The following is an 18592-nucleotide window of genomic DNA, read 5'->3' on the forward strand; positions in this document are numbered from 1 at the left end:
GAGAGGTCAGCCGCGACTCGGGACAGGCACGAAGCCGTCCTCGATACCGCGTCGGTAGAGATCGACCTTCGTCGTGGCCGGGCGCCCGATCAGGCGATAGACCGACCGGATGCGGCGCAGATGATCGTTGACGGTGTTCTCGCTCACGAAGAGCGCCGCGGCGACCTCTCGCGCACCCATCCCGGAGGCGTAGAGCGACAGCACCTCGCGCTCGCGAAGAGTCAGCGGCGCCGCGTGGAGGGTCGGGTCGGTGTCGAGCGCCGACGCCCACTCCGTGCTCGGCACATGCTCGCCGGCCGCGGCCGCGGTCATGACGGCCACCAGTTCGTCACCCGGAGTCGACTTTCGCGCGATCCCGAGCGCCTCGGTGCGCGAGGCCTCGCGGATGAGGAAGGGGTTCTCCGCCGACGTGAGAACAAGAACGTGCGCGCCCCAGGCCCGCAGCGTGTCGACATTGCGGTCGGGCGTCGTGTCGTCTCTCAGGCTGAGATCGAGCAGCACCAGATCCGCGTCGCGCGCCTGAGCGACCATGTCGGCGACCGATCGCTCGTGCCGGGCGAAGACGAGCCCCTCGGCCCCTTCGACCAGGCTGCGAACGGCAAGCCCCACCAGTTCATGATCGTCGACGATCGCGATGCGCGCCGGCCCCGCCCCTTGCCCCATCTGACTGAGTATGGCCTAACCCGAGGGTCGGCAGGGGTGCGAAACCAGCAGTTCGTGTCAAAGGCGTCCCGCAACGGGCTCTCACCGGGCAGACTGGGGGAATGAGCAGTCGCGCAGGACGCCCCGCCGAAGCATCCGATCTCATCGACATCGATGAACTGATCTCGGCCTATTACGACCGCAAGCCCGATGTGACGATCCCGGAGCAGCGCGTCGCCTTCGGCACGAGCGGCCACCGCGGCTCGTCGTTGTCGACGAGCTTCACCGAGAACCACATCCTCGCCACCACCCAGGCGATCGTCGACTACCGTGCGGCGCAGGGGATCCGCGGGCCCCTGTTCCTCGGCCGCGACACGCACGGGCTGTCGCTGCCCGCCGAGCGCAGCGCGATCGAGGTGCTCGTCGCGAACGGCGTCGACGTGCGCATCGACGCACGCGACTCGTGGGTGCCCACCCCGGCGCTGAGCCTGGCGATCCTCAACCACAACCGCGGCAAGGCGCTCGATGACCCGACCCGCGGCGACGGCATCGTCGTCACCCCCAGCCACAACCCTCCCCGTGACGGCGGCTTCAAGTACAACCCGCCCCACGGCGGCCCCGCCGACACCGACGCGACGAGCTGGATCGCCGACCGCGCGAACGAGCTCATCGCCGCCGACCTCGACGGCGTGCAGCGCACGCGTTACGCCGACATCGACGGCGAGGCGCTCGGCGAGTACGACTTCCGCGAAGCGTACGTGCGCGACCTCGAGGGGATCATCGACATCGAGGCGATCAAGCGCGCCGGCGTGCGTATCGGCGCCGACCCGCTCGGCGGCGCATCGGTGGAGTACTGGCAGCTCATCGGCGAGCACTACGGCCTCGACCTCACGGTCGTGAACCCCGATGTCGACCCGACGTGGCGCTTCATGACGCTCGACTGGGACGAGAAGATCCGCATGGATCCCTCGTCTCCGTCCGCGATGGCCGCACTCGTCGCCCGCCGCGAGGAGTACGACATCCTCACCGGCAACGACGCCGACGCCGACCGCCACGGCATCGTCACCCCCGACGCGGGCCTGATGAACCCGAACCACTACCTCGCCGTCGCGATCGACTACCTCTTCGCGCACCGGCCGGGCTGGCCTGCGGATGCCGCGGTCGGAAAGACGCTCGTGTCGTCGATGATCATCGACAAGGTCGCCGCGTCGCTCGGCCGCACCCTCCTCGAGGTGCCGGTGGGCTTCAAGTGGTTCGTGCCGGGCCTCCTCGACGGTTCGGTCGCGTTCGGCGGCGAAGAATCGGCCGGGGCGTCGTTCCTGCGCACCGACGGAACGGTCTGGACCACAGACAAGGACGGCATCCTGCTCGCCCTGCTCGCCGCCGAGATCCTCGCGGTGACCGGCAAGACGCCGTCGCAGCGCTACGCGGAGCTCGAAGACACCTACGGCTCGTCGGCGTACCAGCGGGTCGATGCGCCCGCCTCCCCCGCGCAGAAGGCGGCTCTCGCGAAGCTCTCGCCCGACGCGGTCACCGCGACCGAGCTCGCCGGCGAGCCCATCACGGCCAAGCTCTCGCACGCTCCGGGCAACGGCGCGGCGATCGGCGGCCTGAAGGTGCAGACCGAAGACGCGTGGTTCGCCGCGCGCCCCTCCGGCACCGAAGACGTCTACAAGCTCTACGCGGAATCGCTCCGCGGCGAAGGCCACCTCCGCGAGGTGCAGGAGCAGGCGCGCGCGGTCGTCGCCGAGGCCCTCGGCGGGTCCTGACCCGCAGCATCCGCTCACGACGACACCCCGGCCTCATCGAGACCGGGGTGTCGTCGTTCGTCGCCGCGCACGCAGCGGCGGCGGGTCAGATGGTGGCGGCGTCGATCACGAAGCGGTACCGCACGTCGCTGGCGAGCACGCGCTCGTAGGCCTCGTTGATCTGCGCGGCGTCGATGAGCTCGACCTCGGGCGCGATGCCGTGCTCGGCGCAGAAGTCGAGCATCTCCTGCGTCTCACGGATGCCTCCGATGCTGGAGCCGGCGAACGAGCGGCGGTTCGAGAACAGCGTGAACACCTGGATCGGCAGCGGCTCGGGCGGCGCGCCGACGTTGACCATCGTGCCGTCGAGCGAGAGCAGACCGAGGTACTGCTTCAGGTCGAGCGGTGCGCTCACGGTGTTGACGATGAGGTCGAGGCTGTTCTTGAGCGTCTCGAACGTCTCGGGGTCGCTCGTGGCGTAATAGTGGTCGGCGCCCATGGCGAGGCCGTCGTCCTTCTTGCGCAGGCTCTGCGACAGCACGGTCACCTCGGCGCCCATCGCGTGCGCGATCTTGACCGCCATGTGCCCGAGCCCGCCGAGGCCCACGACGGCGACCTTCTTGCCGGGTCCGGCGTTCCAGTGGTGCAGCGGCGAATACGTCGTGATGCCGGCGCAGAGCAGGGGCGCCGCCTTCTCGTACGGGATCGCCTCGGGCACACGCAGAACGAAGTCCTCGTCGACGACCACCTTCTGCGCGTAGCCGCCCTGGGTGATCGAGCCGTCGCGGTCGACGTTGGCGTAGGTTCCGACATTGCCCTTCAGGCAGTACTGCTCCTCGCCGGCGAGGCAGTTCTCGCACTCGCGGCAGGAGTTGACCATGCATCCGACGCCCACGCGGTCGCCGACGGCGTGGCGGGTGACGTCGGAGCCGACCTCGGCGACGGTGCCGACGATCTCGTGCCCGACCGTGAGCGGGTAGGCGACCTCGCCCCACTCGCCGCGGATCGTGTGGATGTCGGAGTGGCAGATGCCCGCGTAGGCGATGTCGATGAGCACGTCGCGCGGGCCGACCTCGCGGCGGTCGATCGTCGTGGGCTCGAGGGGGGAGGTGGCGGATGCGGCGGCGTACGCGCGAACGGTGGTCATGTGACTCCTCGGGGATGGAGTTCGAGCGTATCCGCGAGCCGGGCCCCCGCGGCGCGGATTGACACGACGGGATCGAGCACTGCCGCCGCGGCCGACCCCGCGAGCTCGGCCAGCGACACGGTCGCCGTGAAGGCCGACACGTCGGCGTCGGCGGAGAGGCGACCGCAGACGAGCGCCGTGCGGCCGGGAGCCAGCGCCGCGACGAACGCCGGCACCTTGCCCGCGGCCGACTGCCGGTCGTACGCGCCCTCGCCCGTGACGACGACGTCGGCGGATGCGGCGGACTCGACCAGTCCCGTCAACGCGGCGATCTCCGGCGCGCCCGCGACCAGGTCGCCACCCCAGGCGAGAAGCGCCCAGCCCGTACCGCCCGCGGCCCCGGCGCCCGGAGCGGCCGCGTCGACCGCGGGCGCGAACGACGCCAGGCGTGCCAGGCCCGCGTCGGCGCGGGCGACGCCCGCAGCATCCATCCCCTTCTGCGGACCGAACACCCGGGCCGCACCCCGTGCGCCCAGCAGCGGGTTCTCGACGTCGGTGAGCACGCGCACTCCCCCGGGCGGGAGCGGCGCGAGTGCGGCGAGGTCGACGGCCGCGAGACGCTGCAGCCCCTCGGCCCCCGCGGGGATCGGGTCGCCCGCCGCATCGGTGAACCTCGCCCCGAGCGCGCGGAGGAGGCCGACCCCGCCGTCGGTCGAGGCGCTCGAGCCGATCGCGAGCACGAGCTGCGAGACCCCCGCGGCGAGAGCGGCGGCCACGGCGCGGCCGAACCCGAGGGTGGACGCCGTCCACGGGCGAAGCGCCCCGTGCAGCAGCTCGATGCCCGACGTCTGCGCGAGCTCGACCACCCCGATCCCCGCCGGCGCATCGGCTGTGGCGGGGAGGCGGAGCCATACCGCGCCGACGGGTTCACCTGCCGGACCGGGCACGGTGACGGGCACGCGCACGGCCCCCCGAACGGCCGCCGCCACGGCATCGAGCGTGCCCTCCCCACCGTCGGCCATCGGCGAGAGCACGATCTCGTTGCGGGGGCGCACCGCGCGCCAGCCCGCGGCGAGCGCGGCCGCCGCATCCGGTGCCGTGACGGTGCCCTTGAAGCTGTCGGGTGCCATCACGATGCGGGCCATGCCACCATCCTGGCGCCGCGCCCGCTCAGGCGAGGGTGAGGAACAGCTTTTCGAGCTCGGCCACGGTGAGCCCGCCGCCCGTCTCGCTCGCCCGTCCCTCCGACGCCTCGCCCGCGGTCGCCTCGTCGTCCAGGCATTCGCGCATGGCCGTCGAGATGATTGCGAAGCCCGCCCTGTCGAGGGCGCTCGAGACGGCGGCGAGCTGCGTGACGACATCGCGGCAGTCGCCGCCGCTCTCGACGGCGGAGATGAGACCCGCCAGCTGACCCTGGGCGCGCTTCAGCCGGTTCGCGATCTTGCGGGTCGCGGCGGGGTCTCGAAGCTGACCGGAGGAGCTCATTCGCGACCCCCTCTGGCCGGTGTCGGCGATGATCGAAGGAGCGTGCGAGGGGTGAGGCGGGGCATACGTCTGCTTCTTTCTCGAGGTCGGGCGGTCATGCGTGGGGGGCTTGCGCGGAAGGATTCTGCGATGCCGATGTTCCGGCGCTCCAGGTGAGCCAGCCGCCGTCGAGGTTGCGGACGTCATGGCCGAGCTGGGTGAGGAGCCGCACGGCGGTGTGGCCGCGCTGCCCGACCTGGCAGTGCACGACCAGCGGCGCGTTCGGAAGCTCCCGGTGTCGCGCCCGCAGCTCGTCGAGAGGCATGAGCACCGCGCCGGGAATCGATCCGGCGGCGTGCTCGGCGGCCGACCTCACGTCGACGACGACCGCCCCCGCCGCCCGGTAGTCGCTGAGCTCGTGCCATTGGATCGATCGGTCGATCCCCCGCGCGATGTTCTCCGCGACGTTGCCCAGCAGGTTGATCGGGTCTTTCGCGGATCCGTATTGCGGGGCGTAGGCGAGCTCGAGATTCGAGAGCGACGAGGCGGTGAGACCGGCCGCCATGGCCACCGCGATCACGTCGAGGCGCTTGTCGACCCCGTCACCTCCGACGATCTGCGCGCCGAGGATGCGGTCATCGTTCGGGTCGACGAGCAGCTTCATCGCCATCTGCTCCGCACCCGGGTAGTACGTCGCGTGCGAGAACGGATGCGTGTGGATCACCCGGTGCGCGCGGCCGGCCGCCGCGAGCCGCCTCTCGCTCCACCCGATGAGACCGATGGTCACGCCGAGCACGCCCACGATGGAGGTGCCCGATGCCGGCGCGGCCTCCCCCGCGTCGTGCCCGGCGATGTCGTCGGCCGCCGCGCGACCGTGGCGGTTCGCGAGCCCCGCCATGGTCACCAGCGTGGGCTCGGCGTCGATGCGGTCGATCTTCTCCACTCCGTCGCCGACGGCCCAGACCGAGGCGACGCTCGTGCGCTGGCGGCGGTCGACGGCGATTCCGCCGGTCGGGCCGATGGCGAGGCCGGCAGCCCGGGCGAGCCCGCTCTCCGGGGCGACGCCGCTCGCCTGGACGACCAGATCGGCGGAAACCTCGGTCCCGTCGCTCAGCCGGACGACCCCGGGGCCGCTTCCGACGACCGTCGTACCGCACCGCACGTCGACTCCGGCGTGTTCGAGCACCCGGCGCACGGGGGCAGCCATCTCAGGATCCAAGGGCGAGAGCACCTGCGGCCCGCGCTGGACGAGCGTCACGTGAGCCCCTCGGGCCAGCAGGTTCTCCACGGCCTCCAGACCGATGAACCCGGCCCCCACCACGACCGCTCGAGGCTCGTCGACGTCGGCGAGCACGCTCATGATCCGATCGACGTCGTCAAGGCTCCGCAACGTCGTGTTCGGCACCGCACCGTGGCGCGGCTCGGCGGAGGCACCCATGGCCAGCACGAGATCGTCGTAGTGCTCCGTGCGAGATACGCCCGAGTCGAGGTCGACGACATCGACGGTGTGCGCGACCGGATCGATCGCCACGACCTCGTGCCGCACCGCGACGGTGATCCGAAACCTCGCGGTGAGCGCCTCGGGCGTCTGGAGCAGGAGGGAGGAACGCTCGGCGATCGCCCCGCCCACGTAGTACGGAAGACCGCAGTTCGCGAACGACACGTGGGACCCTCGCTCGAAGACGACGATCTCCCGGTCCTCGTCGAGCCTGCGCAGGCGCGTGGCGGCCGACATTCCCCCGGCGACCCCGCCGACAATGATCGTTCTCATAGGTCCCATGATACCCCCGGGGGTATATTGCTCGCTGCAGACACCGCGTCTGCGATGAAAGGGGTTGCGATGTGCCGTCAAGTGACGTGCCGAACGTGCGGCAAGACGAGTTGGGCCGGCTGCGGCCAGCACGTCGACGAAGTGATGCGCGGAGTGCCGCGGGCCGATCGCTGCCCGGGCCACCCGAAGTCCGAGACCTCGGGTGGCGTTTTCGCGCGGCTGTTCGGGCGCGTCTCGAACTGAACCCCCCGACGTCGCCCGATTCCCGTGCACTGCGGAGGAGATGTGCACACCGGAGGGAGCTCTGGCTCACAGCATCCTCCGTACCGCACATCGCCTCCCGTGTGTGCGGGAGCGGCGCTAGGCCGGCTCGGTGGTGCGGATCAGACCGCAGGTCACGCACGACCACGCCACGAGGAACCGCTCATCGTCGAGGATCTCGAACGTCAGCGGATCGCCGCAGGTCGGACACGACCGCGGGTCGGGGGCCTGCGCGCTCATCCGCCCAGCCTAGGGATCCGCCGAGTTGCCGCAGTCTGGGGCGTCAGAGCCGGGCGTGACCCCGGGTTGTGGCACCTCACCGGCGAGCGCGCGGTCAGACCGCTGAGCTCGACCGCACCACGAGGGCGGGCGGGAGCGACACCAGGGGCGCGGCCTCTCGGCCCTCGATCAGTGCGATCAGGGTCGCGACGGCGCGCGCGCCGAGCTCGTCGAAGTCCTGACGGACGGTCGTGAGGGGCGGGCGGAACTCCGCCGCATCCACGATGTCGTCGAAGCCCACCACCGCGACGTCGTCGGGCACCCGCCGGCCGGCATCGGCGAAGGCGCGCAGGGCACCCAGCGCCATCTGGTCGTTCGCCACGAACACGGCCGTGGAATCGACAAGACCGGATGCTGCGGCGTGCCCCGACCGCGACGTCCAGTCGCCGCGGGCAACCGGCGGCGGGGTGACCCCCGCCGAGGAGAGCACCTCTCGCCAGCCGCGCTCGCGCTCGACGGCGGCGAAGGAGTCGGCGGGCCCCGCGAGATGGTGCACCGTCGGGTGCCCGAGATCGAGCAGGTGCCGGGTGGCCGCGGCCGCACCCGCGGCGTGGTCGGTCTGCACGAGGGCGAAGCGGTCGTCGGGGGCAGAGTCCACGGCGACGAGTCGCATGCCCTCGGGCACCGCGGCTTCGCGCGTGAGGGGGGTCGCTTCGTTCAGCACGATGGCACCGCCCACTCCCTCGTCGTGGAGCCGGGCGAACGCCTCGAGCATGCCCCGCTCGCCACGGGCGGTGGCGACCGTGAGGGCGTAGTCGCCGGCGGCCGCGACCTCGGCGATGGACTGCAGCATCCGGGAATTGCCGACGGTCGCGAGCGTCGAGACGATGAGCCCGATCGTGCGGCTCTGCCCCGTGCGCAGCGCGCGAGCCGCGCGGTGCATGCGGTAGCCCAGATCGCTCATCGCGCGCTCGACGCGGGCGCGGGTCTCAGGATCGACCCGCGGACTGTCGTTCGCCACCCGCGAGACGGTCTGCGCCGATACCCCCGCGCGCTCGGCGACATCCGCCATCGACACTCGCAGCATCCTGACCTCCCTGGTCATGTTGACGATATCACGCGCGCAGGCTAGCGTGTTATCGTGAACACGCAACGCATCGACGCGGTCCCCCTCGGCGGGGGAGTCGCGAAGCGCTCCACCCGCCTCGCCGACGGTCGGGAGCTCATCTACTTCGACGACCCGGGCACTGCCCTGGGCCCCGATCGCGCGATCGACGAGCGCACCCTCGACCCGAGGCCGGCGACGGCGACGATGCGGCAGGACGTGCTCACCGGCGACTGGATCTCGATCGCCTCCGCCCGGCAGAACCGTGCGTTCCTTCCGCCGGCGAACCTCGACCCGCTGGCACCGCAGACGCCGACCAACCCGTCGGAGATCCCCTCGCTCTACGACGTCGCCGTGTTCGAGAACAAGTCGCCCTCCTTCGGCCCCGCGCTCGCGCAGGCCACCGGCGACGCCCCCGCCGGAGACGATGCTCCGGCCGGCGACGACGACCTCGTCGAGCTCGGCCTCGGACGCAGCCGCACCTCGGTCGGCCGCTGCGAGGTCGTGTGCTTCAGCCCGGCCCACGAAGGGTCGTTCGGCTCACTGGGCGTCGTCCGTGCCCGCACCGTCATCGAGGCGTGGGCCGACCGCACCGCCGCGCTGTCGGCGCTCCCGGGCATCGAGCAGGTGTTCCCGTTCGAGAACCGCGGCGAGCAGATCGGCGTCACCCTCGCGCACCCGCACGGCCAGATCTACTCCTACCCCTACGTCACCCCGCGCACGCGCCGTCAGCTCGAGGCCGTCGAGAAGGTCGGCGGCGACCTGTTCGCCCGCATCCTCGAGTCGGAGCAGGCGTCCGAACGCGTGGTCGTGCGGGGCGAGCATTGGACGGCGTTCGTGCCGTTCGCCGCGCGCTGGCCGATCGAGGTGCATCTGCTCCCCCACCGCCACATCCCCGACCTCGCCGCGACCAGCGACGCCGAGCGCGACGAACTCGCCCCGCTCTACCTGCGGCTGCTCCGCGGCATCGACGCTCTCTACGACACCCCGACCCCCTACATCGCCGCCTGGCACCAGGCGCCCGTGCGTGTCGGTCGCGACGGCATCCGCCTGCACCTGCAGCTGACGTCGCCGCGGCGCGCGGCCGACAAGCTCAAGTTCCTCGCCGGCAGCGAATCGGCCATGGGTGCGTGGATCGCCGACGTCACCCCCGAGTCCCAGGCCGAGCGCATCCGCGCGGCCATCGCATCCGTTCCCGAGGTGTCCGCATGACCGTGTCGCTCTCCGCAGCATCCGCCCTGCTGGCCACCCTCACCGATCGCGCTCCCGAGGGGGTGTGGTCGGCTCCGGGCCGCGTCAACCTCATCGGTGAGCACACCGACTACAACGAGGGCTTCGTGCTGCCGTTCGCGATCGGACACCGCACGGCCGCGGCCCTCGCGGTGCGCGACGACGACGTCATCCGGGTCGCCAGCACGTTCGCCGACGAACCCGTCGAGGTCGCGCTCTCCGAGCTCGACGCGGCGATCGACGCCGGCGGACTCGGGTGGGCCGCCTACCCGCTGGGCGTCGCGTGGGCGCTGCGCGCCGCGTCGACCGCGGGCATCGCGCGCGGTGTCGACATCGCCATCGCGTCCGACGTGCCCATCGGCGCCGGACTGTCGTCGTCGGCGGCCATCGAGAGCTCGGTCGCCTCGGCCCTCAACGACGTGTGGGGCGCGGGCCTCGACCTCGTCGCGCTCGCCCGCGTCGGGCGGATCGCCGAGAACGACGCGGTCGGGGCTCCCACCGGCATCATGGACCAGATGGCGTCGATGCTCGGCCGCCCGGATGCGGCGACCTTCCTCGACTGCCGCACGCTCGAGGCCGAGTCCGTCGACCTCGGGTTCGACGCGGCAGGGCTCGAGATCCTCGTCGTCGACACCCGCGTCGAGCACGCGCACTCGTCGGGCGGGTACCGCGAGCGTCGCGCGTCGTGCGAAGCGGGCGCCGCCGCGCTCGGCGTCACCTGGCTGCGCGACGTCTCGGTCGCCGACCTCGACCGCGCACGCGAGATCCTCGACGACGAGACCTTCCGCCGAGTGCGTCACATCGTGACCGAGAACCAGCGCGTCCTCGACACGGTGGCGACCCTGCGCGCAGACGGACCGACGGCGATCGGCGAGCTGCTGACGGCGTCGCACGCGTCGATGCGAGACGACTTCGAGATCTCGGTGCCCGAGCTCGACCTCGCCGTCGACACGGCGCTCGAGGCCGGCGCCCTCGGCGCGCGGATGACCGGCGGCGGGTTCGGTGGGTCGGCGATCGCACTTCTGCCGCGCGAGAAGATCGCGGATGCTGCGGCCGCGGTCGAGCGCGCCTTCACCGCCGCGGGCTACACCGCCCCGCACCTGTTCACCGTCGCCGCCTCGGAGGGCGCCCGGCGCGACGCCTGACCCGGTCTCTCGACGCTCCGAGGATGCCGCCGCGTTCGGCGGGATCGCGTCTGCGACAGCCTCCGGCGGGCGTGAGCGCCGCAGCATCCGTTCGTCGACGCATGGTCGGTCCGCGGCGTCGAGCGCAAGCGGGCCCCGCACCGAGGGGCGGCGTGCCACTGTGGAGCCATGCGTATCGCACTGACGGGATCATCGGGAAAATTGGGCACGGTCGTCGCCCGCGAACTGCGGGAGCACGGGCACGAGGTGATCGGCCTCGACGTGGTCGGCACCCGCGGACCGGGGTTCGTCCAGGTCGACCTCACCGACTACGGGCAGGTGATCGATGCCCTCGCCGGCGTGGGCGACCAGCACGACGGGGTCGATGCGCTCGTGCACCTCGGGGCGATCCCGGCACCCGGTATCCGCTCCGACATCGCGACGTTCCACAACAACATCACCGCGAGCTTCAACGTGTTCTGGGCGGCCGTCCGGCTCGGCATCGACCGGATCGTGTACGCCTCGAGCGAGACGGTGCTGGGGCTGCCGTTCGACGTGCCACCGCCGTACATCCCCGTCGACGAGGAGTACCCGGCTCGCCCGGAATCGGTGTACTCCCTCGTGAAGCACCTCGAGGAGCAGCTCGCGATCGAGCTCGTGCGCTGGAACCCGCAGCTGTCGATCACCGCGCTGCGCTTCTCCAACGTCATGGTGCCCGACGACTACGACGAGTTCCCGTCGTTCGACGCCGATGCGACGACCCGCAAGTGGAACCTGTGGGGCTACATCGATGCCCGCGACGGCGCCCAGGCGGTCGAGCGTGCGCTCGAGGTCGCCCCGCCCGGATTCGACCGCTTCAACATCGCCGCAGCCGACACCGTGATGGATCGCCCGAACACCGAGCTCATCGCCGAGGTGTTCCCCGGGGTGGAGCTGCGCGGCGAGTTCGGCGACCACGACACCCTGCTGTCGATCGACAAGGCACGTCGCCTCCTCGGCTACGCCCCGCAGCACTCCTGGCGCGACCCCCGCTGACCCCGGATGCCGGGGCGGCTCCGCCGCATCCGATCACCACTCTCCCGCTCGAACCCACACGCCCGCGCAGCCGCGGGGTGTGGATTCGAGCAGTTGCGTGTGGAGCGGATGCTGCGCCCCGACGCGAGGCGCGCTCAGCGCAGCGCCGGCACGACCTCGCGCTCGAAGAGGTCCACACCGGAGCGGTCGTAGGCCGCCTCGGGGAAGTAGTGGATGGCGTAGCCGAGGCCCGCGGCGGCCCGTTCGGAGAGACGCTCGACGATCTGCTCGGGGGTGCCGAACGCGGGCGACTCGCGGTAGTCGCGTTCCATCTGCGCGGCCCGCTCGGCTCCGACGTGGGGCGTCAGGCGGGCGATGACCGCGTCGAGCCGATCGGACGCTTCCGCCTCGGTCGCAGCGACGATCGTGTTGAAGTTCGTCGATCGGGTGATCTCGTCGAAGTCGCGGCCGAGCGCGTCGGTGTGACCGCGCAACACCTCGGACTTGTGGGCGAACTCCTCGATCGAGCTGCCGAAGTTCGTATACGAGGCGTACTTGGCCGCGATCTTGAGCGTGACCTTCTCGCCGCCACCGGCGATCCAGAGCGGGATGCCACCCTCCTGCAGCGGGAGCGGCCGGACGATCGCACCGTCCGCCTGGTAGTAGGTGCCGTCGAGGGTCGCCGAACCGGTCGTCCACGCCTGGTGCATGATCTCCACGCCCTCGCGGAGACGCCCGAGCCGCTCGGCGATCGGCGGGAAGCCGTAACCGTACGCCCGCCACTCGTGCTCGTACCAGCCGCCGCCGATGCCCATCTCGGCGCGCCCGCCCGAGATCAGGTCGACGGTCGCGGCGACCTTGGCCAGGTAGGCCGGGTTGCGGTAGCCCATGCACGTGCACATCTGACCGAGGCGGATGCGGTCGGTCGAGGCGGCGAACGCCGACATGAGCGTCCACGCTTCGTGCGTGGCTTCCTCGCTCGGCACGGGGGTCGTGTGGAAGTGGTCGTACACCCACAGCGACTCCCACGGACCCTCGTCGGCGTCCTGCGCGAGAGAGGCCATGACGCGCCAGTGGTCGGCGGGGGCGATGTCGACGAGGTCGAAGCGCCAGCCCTGGGGAATGAAGAGTCCGAATCGCATGGACTCAGGCTACGGGGGCGGAGGCGACCTCGACCACGGTCGCGTGCGGCATCCGCTCGCGCATGACCGCGACGGCGGCGGGATTGTCGTCGACGAGCACCGCGTGCCGGCCGAGGGCCGCGGCGACCGCCCCGGTGGTGCCGCTGCCGGCGAAGAGGTCGAGCACGTGATCGCCCTCGCGGCTCGACGCCTGCACGATGCGTCGGAGGATGCCCTCCGGCTTCTGCGTCGGATAACCGGTCTTCTCGCGCCCGGTCGTCGGCACGATCGTGTGCCACCACACGTCGGTGGGGAGCTTGCCCCGCGCCACCTTCTCGGCGGTGACGAGACCCGGCGCCATGTAGGGCTCGCGGTCGACCGATTCGGAGTCGAAGTGGTAGCGCTGCGGGTTCTTCACGTAGACGAGGATCGTGTCGTGCTTCGTCGGCCACCGGCGGCGGGTCTTCGCCCCGTAGTCGTAGGCCCAGATCAGTTCGTTCAGAAACCGTTCGCGCCCGAACAGGGCATCCATCAGCACCTTGGCGTAGTGCGCCTCGCGGTAGTCGAGGTGGAGGTAGAGGGTGCCGTCGTCGGCGAGCAGCCGCCATGCCTCGACCAGCCGCGGCTCGAGAAACCCCCAGTAGTCGTCGAACCGGTCGTCGTAGGCCCGCAGATCTCCGCGCAGCCGCTCGTACTCGCGCCCGTGGAACCCGCGCCACACGATGGTCTGCGCGGCATCCTCGCCCGTACTCAGGACGGATGCTGCGACCTCGGCGTCGGGCTCGCGTGATTCCGCGGTCTCTGCCGCTGCCGCCCCGGGTTCATCCTGAGTTGTGACTGCAGACGACGCCGCAGCCGTACCGGGCGCAGCCGCAGCCGTACCGGGCGCAGCCTCGTCGGGGGTGGGTGCCGGCGCCCACGTGCGGGCGGTCTCGACCGCGCGCTCGCGCGTGCGCCCGGTGTTGAAGGGCGGGTCGAGGTAGACCAGCGTGAAGGCACCGTCGGCCAGGGCCGCGGCGGCGGCGAGGTTGTCTCCCGAGTAGATCTGCACCGATCCGGGGAGGGCGGCGCCGGAGGTCACGGCACCCGGTGCAGCCAGGCGTCGCTCGAGAACTTCGATGCCACGAGCGCCTCGGCCTCGGCGTACTCCTCGTCGCTGATACGGCCGGGAACGGCTCCGTACAGGGTGGAGAAGGTCGAGATGAAGCGGTCGATGATCTGCTCGCGCGGAAGGCCGGTTTGGCTGCGCAGCGGATCGACCCGCTTGGCGGCCGAGACCGTGCCCTTGTCGCTGAGCTTCTCGCGGCCGATCCGCAGCACCTCGGTCAGCGTCTGGCCGTCCATGTCGTAGCTGAGGGTCGCGTGGTGCAGGACACCACCGTTGGCGAGTCGCTTCTGCGCGGCACCGCCGATCTTGCCGTGGGGCCCGGCGATGTCGTTGAGCGGTTGGTAGGTCGCGTCGATGCCGAGCGACTGCAACGCCTGCAGCACCCAGTCGTCGAGGAACGCGTAGGAGTCGGCGAAGGTCATGCCGGCGACGAGCGAGGCCGGCACGTAGAGCGAGTACGTCACGATCGAGTTCGCGGCCATGAGCATCGCCCCGCCACCCGAGATCCGTCGCACGACGTCGAAGCCATGGCGGGCGGCGGCCGCCGGGTCGACCTCGTTGCGATACGACTGGAACGAACCGATGACGACGGCGCTCTCGTCCCACTCCCACAGGCGCAGGCTGGGCCGGCGTCGGCCGTCGCCGACGCGAGTGGTGAGCACCTCATCGAGGGCGAGATTCATGCGCGGCGAGACGGGCTTGTCGTGCAGCACCTCCCACTCGAAGTCCTTCCACCCCGGGGCGGTGATGAGCGCGCGGCGTACGGCCGTGGCGACCGACTCCGGCGTGAAGCCGAGCAGCTGAGCGCCCTCGGGCAACGCCGCGCGGATCGCGGCGGCGATCGTCGGTACGTCGGACTCGACGGCGAGGCCGTTCACCGCCGCGTCGATGTCGTCGAGCGCGGAGTCGGGCTCGAGGAAGAAGTCGCCTGCGAGGTGGAACCCCGAGATGCGGCCGTTGACGTTGTCGAGGTCGACGACGACGAGCTTGCCGCCGGGTACCTTGTATTCGCCGTGCATAGGGAGAGCCTACGCACCCGGCGGCGGGGACGTCAGCGGGCGGGACGGAGGGCTCTCTCGGTCGACGAGGTCGTGGCGGCGACGGAGCCCGCCCTCATCGTCGCCGACGCGCTTAGGGTGAACGCATGACCACGGACGACGTCGTTCTCGTTTCCGCCGCTCGCACCCCGCAGGGGCGCCTGAAAGGGCAGCTGTCTTCGCTCTCCGCCACCGAGCTCGGCTCGATCGCGATACGCGCGGCGCTCGAACGCGGCTCCGTGCCCGCCGACGCGGTCGACGCCGTACTCGCCGGCCAGGTACTGCAGGCGGGAGCGGGGCAGAATCCTGCCCGCCAGGCGGCGCGGGGGGCCGGCATCCCCTGGGGCGTCCACGCCGCGACGATCAACAAGGTGTGCCTGTCGGGGCTCACCGCCGTGATCGACGCCAAACGCATGATCGACGCCGGAGACGCGAAGGTGGTGGTCGCGGCCGGCATGGAGTCGATGAGCCGCGCGCCGCACCTGCTGATGGGCTCGCGCGAGGGGTGGGCCTACGGGTCGGTCGAGGCTCTCGACCACATGGCGCACGACGGGCTCACCGACGCGACCGACAACGAGAGCATGGGCGCCTCCACCGAGCGCGCGAACGAGCGGTTCGCCGTGAGCCGCGAGGCTCAGGATGCTGTCGCCGCCCGCTCGCACCAGCGTGCGGCCGCGGCGCAGGAGGCCGGAGTGTTCGACGCGGAGATCGCCGTCGTCGAGGTGCCGCAGCGCAAGGGCGCCCCGGTCGTCGTGTCGCGCGACGAGGGCATCCGCCCCGAGACCACCGTCGAGACGCTCGCGGGCCTGCGCCCCGCCTTCGCCGCCGGCGGGTCGCTCACCGCCGGCAACTCCTCCCCGATCTCCGACGGGGCGTCGGCGGTCGTGCTGACGACCCGCTCGCACGCGGCCGAGAACGGCTGGCCGGTCCTGGCCGTCGTCGGCGCCCACGGGCAGGTGGCCGGTCCCGACAACTCCCTGCACGAACAGCCCGCGCGTGCCATCGAGGCGGCGATGGCGAGGCAGGGCATCGTCGCCGCCGACCTCGACGTCGTCGAGATCAACGAGGCGTTCGGCGCCGTCGTCGCGCGCTCTCAGGCCGAGCTCGGTCTCTCCGACGACGTCGTGAACATCCACGGCGGCGGGATCGCGATCGGTCACCCGATCGGCGCATCGGGCAACCGCCTCGTGGTGCACGCCGTGCACGAGCTCGTCCGTCGCGGCTCGGGCACCGCCGCCGTCGCCCTCTGCGGCGGGGGCGGCCAGGGCGACGCCCTCATCCTCACGCGGTAGCGGAGCCCCGCCGCATCCGCTCGGCCCCCGAGAGCCCAGAACACCCGGACGCGCATCCCGCGTGCTCCGGGTGTTCTGGGCTTTCGACGTGGGTGGGAGGGGGGAGGGTCACATCTTGGCGGGTTCCGGTACGCGGATGACGCGCGCATCGGGATCATGCCTGCGGGCACCGGCGGACGGCCACCAGTTCCCGCGGCCGAGGAGCGTCATGGCCGCCGGCAGCAGCAGCCCGCGGATGAGCGTCACGTCCAAGAGCACGGCCACCAGCATCCCGATGCCGATCTCCTTCATCGCGACGAGCTCGCCAACCGCGAAGCCCAGGAACACGATGCAGATCGCCAGAGCGGCGGTGGTCACCACGGGGCCGGTCTGCGTGATCCCGTACCTCACGGCCTCGGCGTTCGCCTCGCGGGGATCGACGGCGGGGTCGCGCTCGACCCACCTCTCGCGGATGCGCGCGAGCAGGAAGACCTCGTAGTCCATCGTGAGTCCGAACGCGAGGAGCCCGATGAACAGCGGCGTGGTCACGTCGAGGGTGCCCACCGGCTCGAACCCGAGGAGCGCACTCCCCCAGCCCCACTGGAAGATCATGACGAGCACGCCCAGCGTCGCCGTCATGGTGAGGATGCTGAGAAGCAGCGCCTTCACCGGAACGATGACCGACCGGGTCAGGGCGAACAGCAGCGCGAAGCTGGCCACGGCGACGACGCCGACGGCGAGCGGGATGCGCTGCAGCAGATGCTCCTGCGTGTCGACGAGGGCCGCCGCGGGGCCGGTCACCTGCACGGTCAGGTCGGTGTCGACCGCCCGCGCCTCGTGCACCAGGCGTTGCGCGGCCGCGCTCGTCGCGCTGTCGCCGACCGGGGTGAAATCGACGGCGGTGACGTCCCCCGGAAGGTCGGCGACGAGATCGGCGTCGGCGACATCGGGCGACGCGGCGATGCGGTCGAGGACGGCGACGACGGCGGGGTCGCCGACCGCGCCGTCGACGACGACCGTCACCGGCTCGACGCCGAACCCGGCGAAGCCCGTCGTCGTCGCCTCGTAGGCGCGGCGCTCCTCGGCCGCCGGCGGCAACGAGCGGATGTCGGAGCTGTCGAGTGCGAGGGAGGAGAGGGGGGCGGCCATGGCGAGGAGGACGACAACGGCGCCGATGACGACCGCGACCGGCCGACGCTGGGCGAGACCGGCGGAGCGTGCGAGCCAGCCCCGCGACGCCGACGCGTCCGGGCGCGACCACGGCCGCGCCCACGTGCGGACCCCCCGGGCCGGAAGGTGCCGGTGCACCACGGCGAGCGCCGGCGGAAGCAGCGTGAGACCCGCCGCGGTGGACAACACCACCACGATCGCGCCGCCCAGCGCCATACCCGACAGCAGGGGGTCACCCAGGAGGAGCACGCCGACGAGGGCGATGAACACGGCGAGACCCGAGATGAGGACGGCCCTGCCGGCGGAGGCCACCGTGCGGGTCATCAGGAGCTCGAGCGGCGCATCGGGGTCGTTCTGCCGCTCCTCGCGGAAGCGCATGATCACGAGCAGGCTGTAATCCACTGCCAGGCCCAGACCCAGGATCGTGACGATGTTGACCGCGAACTCGTTGACGGGCATGACCGCGACCACGGCCCCGAGCACCAGGAGCGTCACCACGATGGACGCCAGAGCGACCACGATGGGCAGGATGCCGACGCGGAAGCCGCCCAGCACGATGACGAGGACGACGAGCAGGACGACGATGGCGATCCCCTCGCCGATCGCGGCGTCGGTGAGGGCGCGATCGACGAAGGCCTGCTCGGCGAGCAGCTGCCCTCCGACGAGCACCTCGGGGGCGGCGATCGTGTGGAGACGCTCGGAGACCTCCGCAGCCACCGCGAGGGCGGCCTCCCCCTCGAGTGCGCGGTCGATTTCGACCACCACGAGCGACGATCGACCGTCATCTCCGATCGCGCCACCGGAGGTGTAGGCGTCGGAGACGTCGACCACTCCCGGAACCTCCCGGATGCCGGTCAGCACCGACGTCGCGCTCTCGCGCAGCGCGGGAGAGAAGAAGTCCTCCCCCGCGATCACGGCCGTGACGAGCTCTCCTTCGGGGTCCAGCTGGTCCAGGCGCTCCTGGGCGATCAGCGACTCGGCGCCGGCGGGTGCGTCGTCGACCGACGTCATCCGATCGAAGACGTCACCGGCGAAGACCGCCCCGATGACGATGAGGAGACCCCACACGCCCAGGAAGAGGAAACGGCGCCGAACGGTGGCGCGGCCGAGGGTGGCGAGCATGGGGTCCTCCCGGACTGACGGGGCAAAAGGAGACCCTCCGGTGGCGGACACGAGGTCCG

16 protein-coding genes are annotated in these 18592 nt (G+C 71.5%); 5 read left to right on the forward strand and 11 right to left on the reverse strand.

Annotated elements, in window-relative coordinates; genetic code table 11:
* Window positions 1-6: 6 nt before the first annotated feature.
* Window positions 7-663, reverse strand: coding sequence for a LuxR C-terminal-related transcriptional regulator (locus tag ABTU82_RS06730; protein ID WP_407172514.1), 657 nt, complete (start codon window positions 661-663; stop codon window positions 7-9).
* A gap of 101 nt (window positions 664-764) precedes the next feature.
* Between ABTU82_RS06730 and pgm the strand changes: the two genes are divergently transcribed.
* Window positions 765-2411 carry a phosphoglucomutase (alpha-D-glucose-1,6-bisphosphate-dependent) gene (pgm, locus tag ABTU82_RS06735; protein ID WP_407172515.1) on the forward strand — a complete coding sequence of 549 codons (1647 nt, stop codon included), beginning with the start codon at window positions 765-767 and terminating at the stop codon, window positions 2409-2411.
* Between the two features lie 85 nt (window positions 2412-2496).
* Here the strand turns inward: pgm and ABTU82_RS06740 are convergent, their stop codons facing one another.
* From ABTU82_RS06740 to ABTU82_RS06765, 6 genes are all read right to left on the reverse strand, one after another.
* Entirely contained in the window at window positions 2497-3537 is a 1041-nt protein-coding gene (locus tag ABTU82_RS06740) for an NAD(P)-dependent alcohol dehydrogenase (protein ID WP_116647992.1), read from the reverse strand.
* On the reverse strand, window positions 3534-4661 hold the full coding sequence (locus tag ABTU82_RS06745; protein ID WP_407172517.1) for a glycerate kinase: 1128 nt from the start codon (window positions 4659-4661) through the stop codon (window positions 3534-3536). Before ABTU82_RS06745 ends, ABTU82_RS06740 begins: the two co-directional genes overlap by 4 nt.
* A 25-nt stretch (window positions 4662-4686) precedes the next feature.
* The gene (locus ABTU82_RS06750) at window positions 4687-5001 is read right to left on the reverse strand and encodes a metal-sensitive transcriptional regulator (RefSeq protein ID WP_116647994.1); all 315 of its coding nucleotides are present in this window, start codon (window positions 4999-5001) and stop codon (window positions 4687-4689) included.
* A 94-nt stretch (window positions 5002-5095) separates the two neighbouring features.
* Window positions 5096-6751, reverse strand: a complete 1656-nt coding sequence (locus ABTU82_RS06755; RefSeq protein WP_407172519.1) for an FAD-dependent oxidoreductase — start codon at window positions 6749-6751, stop codon at window positions 5096-5098.
* A 360-nt stretch (window positions 6752-7111) separates the two neighbouring features.
* On the reverse strand, window positions 7112-7252 hold the full coding sequence (locus tag ABTU82_RS06760) for a hypothetical protein (RefSeq protein ID WP_407172520.1): 141 nt from the start codon (window positions 7250-7252) through the stop codon (window positions 7112-7114).
* Between the two features lie 94 nt (window positions 7253-7346).
* The gene (locus ABTU82_RS06765) at window positions 7347-8336 is read right to left on the reverse strand and encodes a LacI family DNA-binding transcriptional regulator (protein ID WP_407172522.1); all 990 of its coding nucleotides are present in this window, start codon (window positions 8334-8336) and stop codon (window positions 7347-7349) included.
* A 36-nt stretch (window positions 8337-8372) separates the two neighbouring features.
* Between ABTU82_RS06765 and galT the strand changes: the two genes are divergently transcribed.
* From galT to ABTU82_RS06780, 3 genes are all read left to right on the forward strand, one after another.
* The gene (gene galT / locus ABTU82_RS06770) at window positions 8373-9548 is read left to right on the forward strand and encodes a galactose-1-phosphate uridylyltransferase (RefSeq protein WP_407172523.1); all 1176 of its coding nucleotides are present in this window, start codon (window positions 8373-8375) and stop codon (window positions 9546-9548) included.
* The gene (galK, locus tag ABTU82_RS06775; protein ID WP_407172525.1) at window positions 9545-10711 is read left to right on the forward strand and encodes a galactokinase; all 1167 of its coding nucleotides are present in this window, start codon (window positions 9545-9547) and stop codon (window positions 10709-10711) included. The genes galT and galK overlap by 4 nt, the downstream gene beginning before the upstream one ends.
* Window positions 10712-10879: 168 nt before the next feature.
* Window positions 10880-11725 carry an NAD-dependent epimerase/dehydratase family protein gene (locus ABTU82_RS06780; protein WP_407172527.1) on the forward strand — a complete coding sequence of 282 codons (846 nt, stop codon included), beginning with the start codon at window positions 10880-10882 and terminating at the stop codon, window positions 11723-11725.
* Between the two features lie 134 nt (window positions 11726-11859).
* Here the strand turns inward: ABTU82_RS06780 and ABTU82_RS06785 are convergent, their stop codons facing one another.
* From ABTU82_RS06785 to lplAB, 3 genes are read right to left on the reverse strand one after another with little or no spacing between them, the layout of a single operon-like run.
* Complete coding sequence (locus ABTU82_RS06785) at window positions 11860-12846, reverse strand: LLM class F420-dependent oxidoreductase (RefSeq protein ID WP_116648001.1); 987 nt, start codon at window positions 12844-12846, stop codon at window positions 11860-11862.
* Window positions 12847-12850: 4 nt separating this feature from the next.
* Window positions 12851-13906 (reverse strand): DNA-methyltransferase, encoded by a 1056-nt coding sequence (locus ABTU82_RS06790; RefSeq protein ID WP_407172529.1) that lies wholly within the window; start codon window positions 13904-13906, stop codon window positions 12851-12853.
* Complete coding sequence (lplAB, locus tag ABTU82_RS06795; RefSeq protein WP_116648002.1) at window positions 13903-14952, reverse strand: lipoate-protein ligase LplAB; 1050 nt, start codon at window positions 14950-14952, stop codon at window positions 13903-13905. The genes ABTU82_RS06790 and lplAB overlap by 4 nt, the downstream gene beginning before the upstream one ends.
* A 125-nt stretch (window positions 14953-15077) precedes the next feature.
* Here lplAB and ABTU82_RS06800 point away from each other — a divergent pair, with 125 nt between their 5' ends.
* Window positions 15078-16262, forward strand: a complete 1185-nt coding sequence (locus tag ABTU82_RS06800; RefSeq protein ID WP_407172531.1) for an acetyl-CoA C-acetyltransferase — start codon at window positions 15078-15080, stop codon at window positions 16260-16262.
* Between the two features lie 108 nt (window positions 16263-16370).
* Here the strand turns inward: ABTU82_RS06800 and ABTU82_RS06805 are convergent, their stop codons facing one another.
* On the reverse strand, window positions 16371-18533 hold the full coding sequence (locus tag ABTU82_RS06805) for an MMPL family transporter (protein ID WP_407172533.1): 2163 nt from the start codon (window positions 18531-18533) through the stop codon (window positions 16371-16373).
* Between the last annotated feature and the right edge of the window lie 59 nt (window positions 18534-18592).

This window comes from Microbacterium deferens (assembly GCF_045517775.1).
Lineage (GTDB): Bacteria > Actinomycetota > Actinomycetes > Actinomycetales > Microbacteriaceae > Microbacterium.